Origin of the sequence: Bacillus sp. AP50, assembly GCF_040492675.1 — a bacterium.
GTDB lineage: Bacteria > Bacillota > Bacilli > Bacillales > Bacillaceae_G > Bacillus_A > Bacillus_A cereus.
Genome location: NZ_JBEUTW010000022.1, coordinates 1 through 15,550, shown reverse-complemented (window position 1 = coordinate 15,550; position 15,550 = coordinate 1). Strand labels below are relative to the sequence as shown.

Genomic DNA, 15,550 nt, shown 5'->3' with positions numbered 1-15,550 from the left:
TGTTAATATATTTTTGTACAATTAAGACTTTAATTTACAAGGGGGATTATATATGTTTAAAAAAATGGCCGCAGATGTATTAGGACTAAGCGATGTAGGTTCTGTTATTACACCTAAAGACTATGATAAGGTCGATGCCGATGATTATGTAATGCATGAAGATGGGGAGAAAATTTACTTTCTAATTAAATCGAAATCAGATGAATATTGCTTCACAAACAAAGGGTTAATTCACTTAGACGGTACAAGCGCAACAAGTAAAAAACGTACACTACGCCGCTTTAGCTATAGTAAATATCAAATTAAAAACGTAGCGCTTGAAACTGCGGGAACGATTGATTTAGATGTAGAAATTAAGTTCCAAATGGGCGATGAACACTATTCAATTGATGTCCATAAAAAACATATTGAAGAATTAAAAGATTTATATAAAGCTTTACTTAAAATAGAAGAAATCTCATACGACAACGATATTACATTGCAGTATGCACATAAAAGTTTAGATATGGCATCTAACGCTTTCAGCCGTATTTCAAACGCACAAGTAAATTTAGCAGAACAGTTTAAAGAAATAAACGAAATCGCTTTTAACTGGCTCGTTGATACGAAGAAACAATATAATGTGAAAGATTATGGTTTTGTCTTTGACAAGTTTATTAACAACTAATTTAAAACAAACAAAAAACCTTGTTACCAAAAGATAACAAGGTTTTCTTAGCGTCCCAGGAGAGATTCGAACTCCCGCTCCGCCCATTTCCGTACTATTTTATATATTTTGATCGCAGTCTTAATATATCTTCTCCTTCGCGAATGCCTGCCGATCCTTTCCTCACATTTTTTACGACAGTCCAATTCGGGTTAGTTTCATCACCGATGTTCTGTACTGTAAAATTGCCATCACCATATTTCCGGTGACCTTCCGCCAATTTCTCCGTTAAATCATTCTCATTTGATCTCGCCATCTTTGCGCCATCTCCCTTTTTTATACGACCTTCTTAAACCATCTAACCAATCACAGGTCCAGTCAATTGGAGATTCTCGTTTTCCGCTTCTATTAATTGTAACACACTACCGGGAATAAGTTCCGATAACTGCTGCTGAATTGTACTAGAATGGTAAAGAGTTTTATAATATTGTAAGTAAACAATTAAGAGAATCTGGATATGGATTTGAGTTCCATCATAAACCTATTGATTCTTTAAATTAAATAAGAGGAATAGGGCACATAAATGGCGCTCTTTTTATTTAAGAAAAAGAAGTACATATGCAACTACTTAATATCAAAGGAAAGGTCGCAAATATCAAGAATGAACTACACCTATAACCCAAACATCAAATTTTAGACAAACAAAAAACCTTGTTATCAAAAGATAACAAGGTTTTTTTAGCGTCCCAGGAGAGATTCGAACTCCCGACCGTACGCTTAGAAGGCGTATGCTCTATCCGGCTGAGCTACTGGGACATGGAGCGGGTGAAGAGAATCGAACTCTCGACCAGAGCTTGGAAGGCTCTTGTTTTACCACTAAACTACACCCGCATATGTTATTTTCTTTTCTTCGTTAGCGCCGTTGCCCTATCGACAATATTTATTATATGTATAACCACACATAAAGTCAACACCTTTTTTAAAAGAGGATAAATTTTCTTATCCTCTTTTAAAAACTGCTTGTTCAACTAGTTGTCCGTCTAACGTTTCAAAACGAACTTCCATTTGATTTTCATCCATTTCTAATAAAGCAAATGTCTTTTCTACACGCTGACGTGGTAATAAAATACTGCCTGGATTAATAAATAAAACGCCCTCGATTAATTCCGCACCTAATACGTGAGAATGTCCAAAGCATGCAACTTGCGCTCCCACTTCTTCAGCATGGTACGCTAGCGTTTGTAATGTCATTTTCACATTATGGCGATGTCCATGCACAACTAAGAAGCGAATTCCATCTACATCAGTTACAATTTCATCTTGAAAGTTAGCATAATCACAGTTTCCTTTTACAACACGGAAACCTTGCAGTTCTTCATGAGCAGGCGTTAGCTCTGAATCACCGCAATGAATCATGATATCTACTTTCCCTTCATATTTCTCTTTCAACTGCTGTAATTCCTTCACAGAGCTATGACTATCACTTACGATTAAAGCTTTCATCATTCTCTCTCCCTTATTCTCCTAAAAACCATTCCGGGATTTTTTCTTCTAATTTACGAAGAGCACGGCCACGATGGCTAATAGCATTTTTCTCATCTGAACTTAGTTCCGCCATCGCTTTTTTATATTCTTCCACATAAAAAATCGGATCATATCCAAAGCCGTTTTCCCCGCGGCGTTGTTCTAAAATAAATCCTTCACATGTCCCGTTTACAATGACAGGCTTTTTATCACCTTCAGGGAAAGCAACTGCTAATGCACAATAGAAACGAGCTTTACGCTTTTCAAACGCTACTTCATTTAATTCTTGTAACACTTTATCAATATTCGCTTGATCATCTTTCGGCTCTCCAGCAAAACGAGCTGAATACACGCCTGGTTTCCCGTTTAACGCATCTACAATAAGACCTGAATCATCCGCAATTACAATTGCATTCAACTGTCTACTCAAACTATCCGCTTTTAAGATCGCATTTTCTTCAAATGTTTCACCAGTTTCTTCGACTTCTTCAATATGAGGAAAATCGTGTAATGATTTCACTTCTAAATCAAATCGCTCAAATAACTCAGCAAACTCACGTACTTTCCCCATATTTTTTGTCGCTACAACAACTTGTTTCATACTTTCCACCTCTACTCTATATGAGATACGATGTCACCTAAAGCTTCTTTTTGCATATCAATCAGTTGGAAAATGCCTTGTTCTGCTGCATCAAGTAGTTCATTTAACTGCGCTCTACTAAACGTCGCTTCTTCTCCAGTTCCTTGCACTTCAACAAACTGGCCTTTTCCAGTCATAATCACGTTCATATCAACGTCTGCTTTAGAATCTTCTGCATAGTTTAAATCTAAAACAACACCTTGTTCTTCAACAATCCCTACTGACGTTGCTGCTAAATAATCTTTTACTGGAATTTTAGATACTTTTTCTGCTTGTAATAACTTCTCAAACGCTAATACCATCGCTACATATGCACCTGTAATAGAAGCTGTTCTCGTTCCACCATCCGCTTGAATAACATCACAATCAATCCAAACCGTTCTCTCACCAAGCGCTTCTAAGTCAACTACCGCACGTAATGCTCGTCCAATTAAGCGCTGGATTTCCATTGTACGTCCTGTTACTTTCCCTTTACTTGACTCCCTAATTGTACGTTGTTCTGTCGCACGTGGAATCATCGCGTATTCAGCTGTTACCCATCCTTTTCCTTCTCCACGCATAAATGGCGGGACACGCTCTTCAATTGTCGCTGAGCAAATCACCTTTGTATCCCCAACTTCAATTAATACAGATCCCTCTGGATGTTTTAAATAATTCGTATGAATATGTATATGGCGTAATTCTGTTTTCTCTCTACCATCTACTCGCATAAAAATAACCTCCTCTTAATTACTACTCGTTAGTATAGCCAAATTTAAATGTATGATATGTATACAATAAAAGAAGAGGAACCCAAAAAGCAATTCCTCTTTCTTACTTAAGTATATCAAATTATTGACGATTAAAAACTACCTGTATTCACGTTTTCTGGACGATCTACAGGTTTTATTAACTTTCCGCCCTTTTCATCTATAAGATTTGCTTTTCCATTTACTTCAATAGAAATATTTTTCACACCTTTCTTTTCTGTTAAAGATAAAACTAACGACTTCAATACGTAATTTGAAATCATATTTTTATCTGGGTTTACAAATATATTTTCATTAAAGTTTAATGTAAGGTTTCCGTCTTGTAATTTCGGATTCGTAATAAGCTTAACGCCTGGATTAAAATCATTCAGGAGCGATTGATGGATCGGACCTTTTACAAGTTCATCTATAATTGCTGCATAGTCATTTTCTTTACCTTCCGCAACGCGGCGTGTGACTGGTACGTAGTATTGCTGTTTATTATTATTTTGCGCCATAAAATACAGTGTGACTGGTTTTGTATTTGTTACATCTGCTACTTGTTCATCATCGAAGTTAATACCATTTGCACGGCTCACTCCTTCACCAAGCGGTGTACCACCAACCGGCATCTTTGCCAATTTCTCACCATTTATTTGGAACTGCACTTGTTTTATCTCTGTAAATTGCGTCAACGTCCAAGCTATAGATTCAACGATTTGACGCTCTTCTTCTTTCGCATAGTTTTTCATTTCTTTAGAGAAATCAATAACTGCCGTTCCGTCCTTTTTCAAATCTAAGGTCATCGTTGTATTCGCCGGAATGACTGCACGAAACCCATTCGGTAATAAATTCGTTACCGGTCCATCTTTCACAAGGTATTCTAACGTTTGCTTCACAGTCTCATTTGCTTTCGGAGTAGGTATAGCTAACGTTTGTGGTACAACATAACCATTTTTATCAACAAGGTATAGTTCTCTATTTACCATTTGCCCTTGCTTATCTTTTTTAGCTACTTCTTTCTTCCCACCCTCTGTATACGTAACTTGTTTTGGCGGATCAATTTGTTCAGTTGCTTTCTCTTGATTTATAAAGCCACACCCTGTTAGTAAAACAGCGCTCACAGTAGCACCAACAACCCATTTAAAAGTGGATTTAGGCATGCCATTCCCCCCTAAAATCTAAGTTTGTACTATTATGTATACGAGCTGTTTCACGTTTTAGAACAAGCTGTGCCTCTTATAAATTGAAACTTTAATCAGCAGGGGGCTTACTACCCAGCAAATAGCAAGATAAAACAAAAACTCCTGATTTCTCAGGAGCTCACTTATATAAATTCTACTATTATTCTTTTTCTAAATGAATATGCTTCACATTTTCAATCGGTTGACCGAACCATTTTGATGCAATTTCTTTAAACAAGCCTATTTTTCCTGTTGTTAAGAAGAGATGATCGCTTTGTTCTTCTCCTTCATTCAACATTTTACTATGATATAAGATTGTACTTACTTCACGTGCTGTTTCATCACCAGAACTAATTAGTTGCACTTTATCTCCCATTACTTTTTTAATAACAGGTCCTAAAATCGGATAATGTGTACACCCTAATATAAGTGTATCAATATCGGTACTTTTCAGTGGTTGCAGCGTTTCTCTTACAACTTCATACGCCATTTCACTTTCGAAATTCCCACTCTCTACAAGTTCAACGAAAGGTGGACAAGCTAAACTTTCTACCATAACACGGTTATTAATAGACTTTAACGCCTCTTCGTATGCACCACTTTTCACCGTTCCAATCGTTCCAATAATCCCAACGTGATACGTGTTTGTCACTTTTAAAGCTGTACGTGATCCTGGGTGAATAACTCCTACTACTGGAATTGGTAATTGTTTTTGCATCTCTTCTAATACAACTGCAGTTGCTGTATTACACGCAATAACTAACATTTTAATATTTAAATCTAGTAAATGCTCCGTCATTTCCCACGTAAATTGACGTACTTCTTCTCGAGAACGTGGACCATAAGGACAACGTGCTGTATCTCCTAAATATATGATACGCTCTTTCGGCAACTGACGAATTAATTCCTTTGCTACTGTTAAACCGCCAACTCCTGAATCGATAACACCGATTGCTCTATTCAACTTCATCACCCGTTTTCTCATTCATCATCTTTTATGCTTATCATTATATTTTACACACTTTAAGTTCGCTCACTTCAAATGCTTCTGTATGAAAATTTTCATTTTCCCATGTATAGACTAGGACCTTTTTTATTTTGCTCCTTTTTTTCGTAATTTGCAAGATAGAAAAATAACCGACCTTCTATAAGAAAGTCGGTTTCTTCTATATAAAGTGCATATTCATTGCTCCATCTTTTTTTGAAAAGAAGACATTCCCATTAATAAGAAGAAATGAGCAGAAATTAAAATGACGATAATTTATTTACAGCCCTTTTTATAGCCTTACCTATTTCCACGCTAGACTGTGGATTTTGTCCTGTAATTAAATGACCATCTACTACTACATGCGGCGTAAAATTGGGGGCTACATAAAACAAAGCTCCTTCTTCTTTCAACTTACTTTCTAGCAAAAACGGAACGCGCTTTTCTAAATGTACAGCTCTTTCTTCATCGTTTGTATAACCTGTTATACGCTTACCCGCAACAAAAAACGAGCCATCCTGATTTTTCACACCGACTAAGGAGCTTACTCCGTGACAAACAGCCGCTACAATCCGGTTATTGTTATACATATTCTCAATCAAATTTACTACATATGGATTACCTGGAAAATCTACAATCGCCCCGTGCCCACCACCAAATAAAACCGCATCATAATCCGAAAAATGAACATTTGAAATCGGCCTCGTATTTTGCAATAAAGAAGCTACATGCTTGAATTCGCGAGGTATACCATTCGGAATAGACACTCTATCTATAGGTACTCTCCCACCTTTTATTGACACAATATCAACATCAAACTTAGCCTTTTTAAATACATGATAAGGAGCTGCGAGCTCTTCCAGCCACAAACCAGTCGGGTGTCCATTCATATCATGAGCACTTGTTGAAACTAACAGTATCCTTTTCAACATATCCCCTCCTTATTACCTATTTATGTATGGAGTGTTCTTATCATTCATATAGCAAGTGAAGCAAACAAAAAATAGCCGACTTTTATATAAAAGTCGGCTGCTTTCTTATAATTCGAGCTCTCCCATACGAAGAAGCTCCACAACTGCTTGTGAACGTCCTTTAACCCCTAGCTTTTGCATTGCGTTTGAGATATGGTTGCGAACTGTCTTTTCACTTATAAAAAGTTCACCTGCAATTTCCTTCGTTGTTTTATCTTGAACCAGCAATTCAAATACTTCTCTCTCTCTCTTTGTGAGTAAAGGTTTAGATTGATACGCTTTTTCCTTCAACTGGTATAACCCTCCTTGCTTAAGCCAGAGCTGTGTATGTGTAAGTTGGGTGTTTATTTAGTCAAGATATTGTATGAACGAAATGTGCAGGTGGTGAATAAAAATGGGCTTTATTTCCTATGTTATTTTAGACTTTTATACAGTGCGTACACTCTTTTTATCCACTTACTTTCCAACGCGCCATATTTGTTCTAGCAATATACTTACAACCGTACCTACAAATAAACCATTACCGAATATATATTGCATAATAGACGGCAAGGATTGGAGTGCTCCAGACGGTAAAAACATTACGCCGCTGCCAAATAATACTGCAACGCCTAAGATCGTTACATTCCTTTCACTCATCGGCACTTGTTTTATATTATTAAATCCAATTCCAATTAACTGTACGAACGAAGCCATTAAAACAGCCGATGCAACAGCTGATGGTAAAGATGCTAAGTAACGAATAATACTTGGAAAAAGAGACATTACGACTAGTAACGCACATGCCATTAAGAACGATCGTATATACTTTTGTTTTGTTAAACGTATAAATCCTGCCGTTGCTGGTAACGGAACGACACCTACAGTTGAAAATACAGAAGAGATGAGATGTGAAATCCCCCCAACCCATGTTCCATCTTTCAACTGTTTTTGTTCAATAGTCGCTTTATGAATAGTTGCTTGATTAATTGCTATAATAGCTGCCACCGTATTCGAAACTAAAATACATACCATAACGAAACTTGATACAGCCATACCTGTATTCCATTTTGGAAGTCCCCAAGCAAATATATGTGGAAGTTGCACAAAATGAGTTACTTGAGATGGGATTGTCACTTTTCCTGCAATGAGAAAAATAATCCACCCACTAATTAATCCTATTAAAACTGCATAACTTTTGACAAAGCCTTTTCCAAAATTAGATAGTATAATAACGAACAGAAATATACTAAACGCGATCATTGCTGTAAATCCGTCGATTTGAGAAATAGTAGCTGTAATTCCTAACATTCCTTTTAAAAATACACCACTTAATTGTAAACATAATAAAAGTAAAAACGTCCCTGTCACAAGCGGCGTAAATAAAAATAAAATACGTCCTATAAAACCAGTTACTCCTAATCCTATTAAAATAACACCGGAGATTATCATTCCTAATTCTAAAATTTGCAGTGTACTATGTAATTGATCCTGTCCGGCCGTTGCATAAGCAAGTACGGTAAATACACCAACCCAAGATCCAGCCGGCCCATCCGCAATTGGCAGTCTATGCCCAAGCCACCCTTGTAAAAAAGAAGATATACCAACTACAAAAAACGTACGCTGCATTAAATAAAATATTTCTTCCGTCGTAAGATGAAATAATCCGCCAACGACAATTGGTAGTGCGATTGAATTTGCTAATAAAAATATAAACCATTGCAAAGTTCCCATAATATGATTTTGGTTATGTTGATTGTCCAATTTTTTCATCCCTTCTAGCTTTCCTATAAAAATATATTGTAAGAATAAAAAAGAAGAGTTCTATACTCACCATTAGAACCCTCCTCAAAATATTTAAACGATTCTTCTACACAAGATTATTTAATTCCACCTCATTTAAACTTCCAACAACAATATTTCCTTTATACACGACTAAACGTTTTTCTGTTTGACGCGCTACTGCTTCAGCAGCGCATGTCGCATTCGTCAAAACAAAGCTCGCTTCATCCCCTACATTCGGCCATACTCGCTTCCCTTCATTATTTAACGTTTCTTTTCCTCCTGTAATAAAGCGGAGTGCTTTTCCTAAAGACCTTTCGTCACTCCACCCAAAACGCTCTGCTAATCGATTCGCCTTTTGAAGCATATCACCTGTTCCAAACGGTGACCAATGATCTGTAATGCTATCATTGCCTAATGCAACCTTAACACCTTTTTTATCTAATAACGGAATTGGGATTACTTGTTTACCAATTGGCACTGTTGAAGTAATATCAATATTTACATTTGCGAGTCTTTCTGCCACTTCTTCAGCCTCTTTATCAGTAACACCACCAAGTCCAAGTGCATGACTAATCGTTACACGGCCTTGCCATCCTGCTTCTTCTGTTAAACTTGCCAATCTCTTCATCGTAAACGTTCCAAGATTATTCGCATCGTGCAAATGAATATCAACATCCGCATTAAATTCTACTGCGATATCCATAATTGTATGTAATGACTTTTCAATGTCATTATCTACTGTAGCTGGATCTACTCCTCCGACTAGATGAGCACCCATACGCATCGCATCTTTCACGAGTTGCACAGAATCACTGCGCAATAATCCATGTTGCGGAAACGCAACAATTCTACTAGACACTCGATTTTTATATGTTTCTAATGCCGCTAACGTCGCCTCCAGATTACCAAGCCCAATAATCGGATCGACATTACAATGCGTTCTAATATTCGTTGCACCATTTTGCAGTAGTAACTCTAGCATATTTTCCGCTCTATTTTGGGCAGTCGCTAATTGCTTTGGTAAAATTTTTTCTTCTTCATTAAAACGTGTAAAAATACTTTCTGCTGGCATACAAGCTTTCCATGGGCCACTATAATATGTTTTATCAATGTGAATGTGCATCTCTTTGAAAGCTGGCAACATTAATAAGTTCTTAGCATCAAAAGTTACTATATCTTCCTCTTGAACAATCCCTTTTATAATTTTTTTAATTCGACCATCTTCAATAAGTAAACTGCATAATTCTGTTTCTGTTTGTGAAATTCTCTCTTCTTCATATGTATATCCTGATTCAAGCATTACGTTAGTCAACCAATATACTGTCATCTCTATTTCCCCACCCTTTATTAAAAATCACCTCATAACTACAAGTTTAATATCCACTGAAAATTAAGACAATTAATACGATCACTTCTCACAAAAAAATGTAATACAACCCCATAGTCTTCTCATAAATTTCCATATAGAATAAAAGTATGCAGTTTGATATAAAAAGGAGTTGATTGGAATATGTCAAAAAAGTTATGTAAATCCGAAACTGATAAAATGCTATTTGGTATATGTGGTGGTTTAGGAGAATATTTTGATATTAGCTCTACTCTTATTCGTATCATTTGGGTTATTGCTGTTTTATGTTTTGGGACAGGATTTTTAGTTTATTTCATTTGTTTATTACTTATGCCACGTTCGTACTAACGGCATTATTTCACATACTTAAGAAGAGCAAATCACCTATAGAATCCTATAGGTGATTTTTTCATGAAGAATATTTCATCGTTAAATGTAATACCGCTACTTCTTCTTCTTCATTTTTATAAATATGCTTCTTATTCGCTTCAAATTGAATGGAATCAAACTCATTTAATTCGTATACATCATTCTCCACTTGAATAGACACTTTCCCTTTCATTACCGTTACAAGCTCAATCGCACCTTCATGATGAGCTTCTGGCTCATATATACTATTTGATCGTAAACAAGCACGGTGCATTTCCATCCCTGTTTCTTTCGTATAACGGAACATCGTTTCTAAATGCCACGCTTGTCCTTCATCTACTGCAAATCCTTCTCCACAGCGCGCAACAGCTACAGGTTCTCCAACAACCATTAATCTGGATAAAGGAATTGATAACCCTTTCGTTATTTTCCAAATGACAGCTAGTGTCGGATTTGTTTCCCCTCTTTCGATCTTTCCTAATGTTAATTTACTAACTCCTGTTTTATGAGCTAATTCTTCTAAACTTAATTTCTGTTCATTTCGAATTTGTCTCAATAACTGTCCAACTTGTTGAATGACTTCTTTCGTTTGCATATCTTCATTTTCTTTCATATATAAAACCACCTTAAAGTATAAAATAGTTTACTTTTAATAATTAAAAGTATATCATACTATACATAATTATTTATTTTCGAAAGGAGTGTTATACTTCATGCGCGCAATTTTATTAGGTCTTTTATCATCGGCCTTTTTTTCTGCAACCTTTATTATTAATAGAGCAATGAATGTATCTGGAACGAGCTGGGCTTGGACAGCTTCCTTCCGTTTTTTATTTGCTCTTCCTATTTTATTCCTTATCGTTTTATTTCGCAAAAACTTTAGGGGATTATGGGAAGAGTTAAAAAAACATCCATTGGCATGGATCGGATGGGGTTCTGTTGCCGGTATTGGTTTTTATTCTTTATTAAGTTTCGCAGCTGTCTTTTCTCCAGCTTGGCTCGTTGCTGGAACTTGGCAAGTTACGATTTTAGCTGGTTTACTACTATCACCACTATTTTTCGTGAAAATAGAAACAAAATCAGGTACGAAACTTGTACGTGGAAAAATTCCACTTCGTAGCTTATATGTTGCATTATTTATTTTACTTGGTGTAATTTGTATGCAAGCAACTGCCGCAGGCCATATTACAATGACTCAGTTCATTTCAGGTTTTTTACCTGTCGTATTAGCCGCTTTCTTATATCCGTTCGGTAACCGAAAAATGATGGAGCTTGTTGGTGGACGCCTTGATACGTTCCAACGTGTATTAGGAATGGCAATTGGAAGTCTTCCTATAACAATCTTGCTTGGTATATACGGATTTTCTACTACTGGCATTCCAACATCCAACCAAATACTTCAAGGATTTTTGTTAGCATTATGTTCCGGCGTTATTGCAACGATGACATTTTTCTTTGCTACTGACTTAGCAAAAGATAACCTCGCTCTACTTGGAGCTGTTGAAGCAACACAAGCTGGAACGATGGTCTTTACCGTACTTGGAGAAATCATTTTCTTAAATGGTTCACTCCCTGGAGGACTTTCTCTCATCGGAATGATTATTATCATATTAGGAATGGTTGCAAATAGTATTTTAAACCGTTCTGTTCCAGTCGTTAAACAGAAAAAATCAGCATAAAAAAAGGGTATGGTTCTATAGAGATGAACCATACTCTTTTTTATTGTCCCCCTATTTCGCCTTATCAGAATAGTATTTCATTGGCTGCTTATACTAAAACTTATGTTATAATACGTTTCATGCGCATTAATAGGAGGTAAATTATGTTAAAAAAAGCAATCGCTGAATTTATTGGTACATTTGTACTTGTATTATTCGGAACTGGAGTAGCTGTCACTGGCGGCGGAATTGAAGGAATTGGAACATTAGGAATCGCTATGGCTTTCGGTCTATCTATTGTAGCTATGGCATATAGCATCGGAACAATTTCTGGATGTCACATTAACCCAGCAGTATCAGTAGCTATGTTCATCAACAAACGAATGAACGCTATGGAACTTTGTTATTATGTATTAGCTCAAATTTTAGGTGGTTTATTAGGAACTGCAACGTTAGTAACAATTTTAAAATCTGCTAAAACACCTTTAGATAATTTAGGACAAAATGGTTTCGGAACTCTTGGTTTATCTGGAGCATTTTTAGTTGAGTTCATTTTAACTTTCGTATTTATTTTAGTTATCGTTGCTGTAACAGGTAAAAAAGGAAGTTCTTCTTTAGCTGGACTAGTAATTGGTTTCACATTAGTTTTAATTCACTTATTAGGAATTCCGTTAACTGGAACATCTGTTAACCCAGCTCGTAGTATCGCACCAGCTTTATTTGTTGGTGGAGAAGCACTTTCTCAACTATGGGTATTCATCGTAGCACCAATTCTTGGTGGTATCTTCGCAGCTATCGTAGGTAAATTCATTTTAAATACTGAAAAATAGAATTTTCAATATTTCTGAATAAAAAAAGGCGAGCCCTCATTATGAGGAAGCTCGCTTTTTTTATTCTTTCATTTTAGACTTTAAATTTGTAACTAATTGATCTACCGTTACATTTGCAAGTACGTTTTCCATCGCTTCTTGCGCTTGCATTAAAATAATTTCTAATACTGATTGAATATTAGCTCCTACTGGACATTCAATGTTGGGATTTTCATGGAAGGAAAATAGCTGTCCTTCTTCTACAACTTCCACTGCTTTATATACATCAAGTAATGTAATTTCTTCTAAATCTCGAGCAAGTGTCGTACCACCTTTACCAGCTTGTACATCAACAAGTCCTGCTCTCTTCAACATTCCTGTAATGCGACGAATCACAACTGGATTTGTATTCACACTACCGGCAATCCATTCAGAGGTACAGCGAGAGTTTCGATCTATCGCAAGTAATGTCAGCATATGAACACCTACTGTAAAACGACTACTAATCCCCATCTGCACACCCTCCTTTTTATTCATTCTATTAAAAGACGACTCTTATCATTATATACTATTTTTAATTTATACATAAAGAAAAAGCATGATTTCAATAGGAAATCATGCTTTTCTCTCATTATTGACGCTTTATAAATTTCGCTAAATCTTTAAATTTCACTTTATCTGAGTAATTCATTACGCCGTTTACGTAAATGCGGCTTGTAACAGCATTTAATACCGCAATTGTCGCCAATAAGACTGCTAATGTTATCGTAATTTCTAGCATACCTGCTTCACCAGCTACAATACGTGAGAAGGTAACCATCGGTGTAAAAAATGGAACGTAAGAACTTACAACGACGATAGTACTATTCGGATCACTTAATGATTTAATACTAATAAAGAATGCAGCCATAATTAAAATCATTACCGGGAAAGATACAGCTTGTAAATCCTCCGTCTTAGACACGACAGCTCCAGCAGCAGCATACATCATCGCATAAAGTAAATATCCCGTAATGAAATAAACAAGAAACATGCTGATAACCTTTGCATCTAATTTCGTAAAGTCAATTGGAATACCAAATAGTGAGGCACTTTCTAAATCGACCCAACCTAACAAATATGGAATAAGATAACCACACGCCAATATGACAAGTTGCAATAACGCCGTTGAAACAACCGCTAAAATTTTCGCATACATCATCGTAAGAGGCTTCACTTTCGGAAGCATTACTTCCATTACACGTGACGCCTTTTCAGATGCAATATTCATTGCGATTGTATTTCCGAACGCTACAATAAACATATATAAAGCAAATGTAAAGAAATAGGCAATTCCGAAAGAAGATGTACGATCTTTTATCGCTTCTTGCTTTACTTGAATTTCTGTTTGTAATTGCTGTGCAATTTCTGTTGAAACATTATTTTTGGCAATCGTCACCATCGTATATTGTTGCTTTAAATATCCTGCCATAATTGCAGAAGTTGCTTGGCTTGGAAATCCATTATACATATATGTAATCGATGGAGCCCCATCCTTTTCCGTCACATAGAATAGACCATCTAAATCGCCTTCTTCTACTTGCTTATGCAGTTTATCAAAATCATCCTTTGAACCAATTGTTATTTTTGCTGATGGCAATAGCTTATTTAGCTCATCTTTTTGTACTTTATATGTGGAACTCTCTACTACAACTGCAATTTTATCTTTATCCTTATTTTTATCATCGCCTGAAGTAAAATGATTAAATGCAAAAATCCCAAACACAACTAAAAATAAAATCGCACTCGTAATTAATGATTTTTTAGATAAAAATGCTTCCCTAAAATAAAATGAAAATACGTGAGAAAATTTACGCATCGTTATTTCGCCCTCTCTACAAAGATTTCGTTTAACGTCGGCTCTAACATTTTGAATTGTCGTAAGCTAACACCTTGCTCTTGCAACTGTTGCAAAATCTTGAGAGCTTCCGCATCGTCTTGTACTTTCACATAAAGAAGGCCTTGTTGTTTTTCATACGATACATGTATAGCTTCTAATCCCTTTTCATTCTCTACTGTATCTTCAATCGTTAAATTACGGAAACCGTATTCTTTCTTAATATCACTTAGCTGTCCTTTTACGACTGCTTCACCTTTTTTCAAAATACATACATGTTGGCAAAAAGCCTCTACTTGTTCCATACGATGACTTGATAAAATAATCGTCTTTCCGCTCTGTACTTGTTCTTCAATAATACTAGCTAACATCCCAGCATTAACTGGATCGAGGCCGCTGAATGGTTCATCTAAAATGAGAAGTTCCGGATTATGAAGAAGAGCAGCAATTAATTGGATTTTTTGCTGATTCCCTTTTGAAAGCTCTCCAGCCGTTTTAAATTTATATTCTGGTATCGCTAAACGCTCTAACCAGTGATCAATAGCGTGATCCACTTCTTTCTTCGACATTCCTTCTAATCTACCAAAATATCGCAGCTGATCTATTACTCTACTTTTTGTATATAAACCTCTTTCTTCTGGTAAATACCCAATTGTTACACCACTATTTCCAAATGCTTTTCCATCCCATGTAATCGAACCTTCATTAGGCGTTAATAATCCGAGAAGCATTTTGATTGTTGTTGTTTTCCCTGCACCATTTCGTCCAAGTAACCCTAGTACTTCACCTTTTGGTAACGAAATTTGCAAACCGTTAACTGCTTTTGATTCCCCAAATTGTTTCGTTAAGTTTTGAATTTGTAAACTCAAGTATAAAGCCTCCCCTTTAGTATCATTCGTACTCTCTTTCAAAGACTATGTTTATTCAAGACAAAATATAGCACCGCGCTTCATCCTCTTATATGTAAACATCGTCATTAATCCATCATTTGTTCTATTTAGTTAAAATTGTAAATAACAAAGTTCTTTTTGTCAATTATAATTGTCAT

The 15,550-nt window shown here is 36.0% G+C and carries 18 protein-coding genes, 2 tRNA genes and 1 pseudogene; 5 read left to right on the top strand and 16 right to left on the bottom strand.

What is annotated here, in order from left to right; translation table 11 throughout:
- Positions 1-52: 52 nt before the first annotated feature.
- Positions 53-667, top strand: a complete 615-nt coding sequence (locus tag ABWK52_RS02705; protein ID WP_000473866.1) for a PH domain-containing protein — start codon at positions 53-55, stop codon at positions 665-667.
- Positions 668-761: 94 nt separating this feature from the next.
- Here the strand turns inward: ABWK52_RS02705 and ABWK52_RS02700 are convergent, their stop codons facing one another.
- On the bottom strand, positions 762-962 hold the full coding sequence (locus tag ABWK52_RS02700; protein WP_000124460.1) for a hypothetical protein: 201 nt from the start codon (positions 960-962) through the stop codon (positions 762-764).
- 152 nt (positions 963-1,114) lie between these two features.
- Between ABWK52_RS02700 and ABWK52_RS29700 the strand changes: the two are divergent.
- A pseudogene (locus tag ABWK52_RS29700) lies at positions 1,115-1,207 on the top strand (DUF6572 domain-containing protein); the annotation flags it as partial.
- 181 nt (positions 1,208-1,388) lie between these two features.
- Here ABWK52_RS29700 and ABWK52_RS02695 read toward each other — a convergent pair.
- The 11 genes from ABWK52_RS02695 to ABWK52_RS02645 form a co-directional block, all read right to left on the bottom strand.
- Positions 1,389-1,462, bottom strand: a tRNA-Arg gene (locus tag ABWK52_RS02695).
- Between the two features lies 1 nt (position 1,463).
- Positions 1,464-1,537, bottom strand: a tRNA-Gly gene (locus tag ABWK52_RS02690).
- A gap of 108 nt (positions 1,538-1,645) precedes the next feature.
- Entirely contained in the window at positions 1,646-2,149 is a 504-nt protein-coding gene (locus ABWK52_RS02685; RefSeq protein ID WP_000645505.1) for a metallophosphoesterase, read from the bottom strand.
- A 13-nt stretch (positions 2,150-2,162) separates the two neighbouring features.
- The gene (locus ABWK52_RS02680; RefSeq protein ID WP_000815943.1) at positions 2,163-2,771 is read right to left on the bottom strand and encodes an XTP/dITP diphosphatase; all 609 of its coding nucleotides are present in this window, start codon (positions 2,769-2,771) and stop codon (positions 2,163-2,165) included.
- An 11-nt stretch (positions 2,772-2,782) separates the two neighbouring features.
- Positions 2,783-3,520 carry a ribonuclease PH gene (gene rph, locus ABWK52_RS02675; RefSeq protein ID WP_001261765.1) on the bottom strand — a complete coding sequence of 246 codons (738 nt, stop codon included), beginning with the start codon at positions 3,518-3,520 and terminating at the stop codon, positions 2,783-2,785.
- Between the two features lie 131 nt (positions 3,521-3,651).
- Positions 3,652-4,701, bottom strand: coding sequence for a spore germination protein GerM (gerM, locus tag ABWK52_RS02670; RefSeq protein ID WP_001126746.1), 1,050 nt, complete (start codon positions 4,699-4,701; stop codon positions 3,652-3,654).
- A 181-nt stretch (positions 4,702-4,882) separates the two neighbouring features.
- The gene (racE, locus tag ABWK52_RS02665; RefSeq protein ID WP_000774005.1) at positions 4,883-5,692 is read right to left on the bottom strand and encodes a glutamate racemase; all 810 of its coding nucleotides are present in this window, start codon (positions 5,690-5,692) and stop codon (positions 4,883-4,885) included.
- A gap of 275 nt (positions 5,693-5,967) precedes the next feature.
- Positions 5,968-6,639: a type 1 glutamine amidotransferase domain-containing protein gene (locus ABWK52_RS02660; protein ID WP_000919606.1), complete on the bottom strand. Its 672-nt coding sequence runs from the start codon at positions 6,637-6,639 to the stop codon at positions 5,968-5,970.
- A 105-nt stretch (positions 6,640-6,744) separates the two neighbouring features.
- A complete protein-coding gene (gene gerE / locus ABWK52_RS02655) occupies positions 6,745-6,969 on the bottom strand; it encodes a spore germination transcription factor GerE (RefSeq protein WP_000659484.1) in 225 nt (74 codons plus the stop codon).
- Positions 6,970-7,134: 165 nt separating this feature from the next.
- Positions 7,135-8,430 (bottom strand): purine/pyrimidine permease, encoded by a 1,296-nt coding sequence (locus ABWK52_RS02650; RefSeq protein ID WP_002062437.1) that lies wholly within the window; start codon positions 8,428-8,430, stop codon positions 7,135-7,137.
- 97 nt (positions 8,431-8,527) lie between these two features.
- A complete protein-coding gene (locus tag ABWK52_RS02645) occupies positions 8,528-9,769 on the bottom strand; it encodes an amidohydrolase family protein (RefSeq protein WP_000219559.1) in 1,242 nt (413 codons plus the stop codon).
- Positions 9,770-9,952: 183 nt separating this feature from the next.
- Here ABWK52_RS02645 and ABWK52_RS02640 point away from each other — a divergent pair, with 183 nt between their 5' ends.
- Positions 9,953-10,138: a PspC domain-containing protein gene (locus ABWK52_RS02640; protein WP_000038411.1), complete on the top strand. Its 186-nt coding sequence runs from the start codon at positions 9,953-9,955 to the stop codon at positions 10,136-10,138.
- A gap of 61 nt (positions 10,139-10,199) precedes the next feature.
- Here ABWK52_RS02640 and ABWK52_RS02635 read toward each other — a convergent pair whose 3' ends face one another.
- A complete protein-coding gene (locus tag ABWK52_RS02635; protein ID WP_000661924.1) occupies positions 10,200-10,772 on the bottom strand; it encodes a helix-turn-helix domain-containing protein in 573 nt (190 codons plus the stop codon).
- A 100-nt stretch (positions 10,773-10,872) separates the two neighbouring features.
- Here ABWK52_RS02635 and ABWK52_RS02630 point away from each other — a divergent pair, with 100 nt between their 5' ends.
- Positions 10,873-11,838 carry a DMT family transporter gene (locus tag ABWK52_RS02630; RefSeq protein ID WP_001201627.1) on the top strand — a complete coding sequence of 322 codons (966 nt, stop codon included), beginning with the start codon at positions 10,873-10,875 and terminating at the stop codon, positions 11,836-11,838.
- Between the two features lie 143 nt (positions 11,839-11,981).
- Positions 11,982-12,647, top strand: coding sequence for an aquaporin (locus ABWK52_RS02625; protein ID WP_000913213.1), 666 nt, complete (start codon positions 11,982-11,984; stop codon positions 12,645-12,647).
- 60 nt (positions 12,648-12,707) lie between these two features.
- Here ABWK52_RS02625 and ABWK52_RS02620 read toward each other — a convergent pair whose 3' ends face one another.
- The 3 genes from ABWK52_RS02620 to ABWK52_RS02610 form a co-directional block, all read right to left on the bottom strand.
- A complete protein-coding gene (locus tag ABWK52_RS02620) occupies positions 12,708-13,139 on the bottom strand; it encodes an Rrf2 family transcriptional regulator (protein ID WP_000512998.1) in 432 nt (143 codons plus the stop codon).
- A 118-nt stretch (positions 13,140-13,257) separates the two neighbouring features.
- Entirely contained in the window at positions 13,258-14,484 is a 1,227-nt protein-coding gene (locus ABWK52_RS02615; protein WP_001224984.1) for an ABC transporter permease, read from the bottom strand.
- Positions 14,485-14,486: 2 nt separating this feature from the next.
- Positions 14,487-15,371, bottom strand: coding sequence for an ABC transporter ATP-binding protein (locus ABWK52_RS02610; protein ID WP_000058117.1), 885 nt, complete (start codon positions 15,369-15,371; stop codon positions 14,487-14,489).
- Positions 15,372-15,550 lie beyond the last annotated feature (179 nt).

Excerpts from the sequence above, each read along its gene's own strand:
- ABWK52_RS02640 (WP_000038411.1), top strand. The coding sequence starts at position 9,953 with ATGTCAAAAAAGTTATGTAAATCCGAAACTGATAAAATGCTATTTGGT.
- rph (WP_001261765.1), bottom strand. The coding sequence starts at position 3,520 with ATGCGAGTAGATGGTAGAGAGAAAACAGAATTACGCCATATACATATT.
- ABWK52_RS02685 (WP_000645505.1), bottom strand. The coding sequence starts at position 2,149 with ATGAAAGCTTTAATCGTAAGTGATAGTCATAGCTCTGTGAAGGAATTA.
- ABWK52_RS02635 (WP_000661924.1), bottom strand. The coding sequence starts at position 10,772 with ATGAAAGAAAATGAAGATATGCAAACGAAAGAAGTCATTCAACAAGTT.
- ABWK52_RS02660 (WP_000919606.1), bottom strand. The coding sequence starts at position 6,639 with ATGTTGAAAAGGATACTGTTAGTTTCAACAAGTGCTCATGATATGAAT.
- ABWK52_RS02705 (WP_000473866.1), top strand. The coding sequence starts at position 53 with ATGTTTAAAAAAATGGCCGCAGATGTATTAGGACTAAGCGATGTAGGT.
- ABWK52_RS02650 (WP_002062437.1), bottom strand. The coding sequence starts at position 8,430 with ATGAAAAAATTGGACAATCAACATAACCAAAATCATATTATGGGAACT.
- ABWK52_RS02620 (WP_000512998.1), bottom strand. The coding sequence starts at position 13,139 with ATGGGGATTAGTAGTCGTTTTACAGTAGGTGTTCATATGCTGACATTA.
- ABWK52_RS02645 (WP_000219559.1), bottom strand. The coding sequence starts at position 9,769 with ATGACAGTATATTGGTTGACTAACGTAATGCTTGAATCAGGATATACA.
- racE (WP_000774005.1), bottom strand. The coding sequence starts at position 5,692 with ATGAAGTTGAATAGAGCAATCGGTGTTATCGATTCAGGAGTTGGCGGT.
- ABWK52_RS02630 (WP_001201627.1), top strand. The coding sequence starts at position 10,873 with ATGCGCGCAATTTTATTAGGTCTTTTATCATCGGCCTTTTTTTCTGCA.
- ABWK52_RS02615 (WP_001224984.1), bottom strand. The coding sequence starts at position 14,484 with ATGCGTAAATTTTCTCACGTATTTTCATTTTATTTTAGGGAAGCATTT.
- gerM (WP_001126746.1), bottom strand. The coding sequence starts at position 4,701 with ATGCCTAAATCCACTTTTAAATGGGTTGTTGGTGCTACTGTGAGCGCT.
- ABWK52_RS02625 (WP_000913213.1), top strand. The coding sequence starts at position 11,982 with ATGTTAAAAAAAGCAATCGCTGAATTTATTGGTACATTTGTACTTGTA.
- ABWK52_RS02700 (WP_000124460.1), bottom strand. The coding sequence starts at position 962 with ATGGCGAGATCAAATGAGAATGATTTAACGGAGAAATTGGCGGAAGGT.
- ABWK52_RS02680 (WP_000815943.1), bottom strand. The coding sequence starts at position 2,771 with ATGAAACAAGTTGTTGTAGCGACAAAAAATATGGGGAAAGTACGTGAG.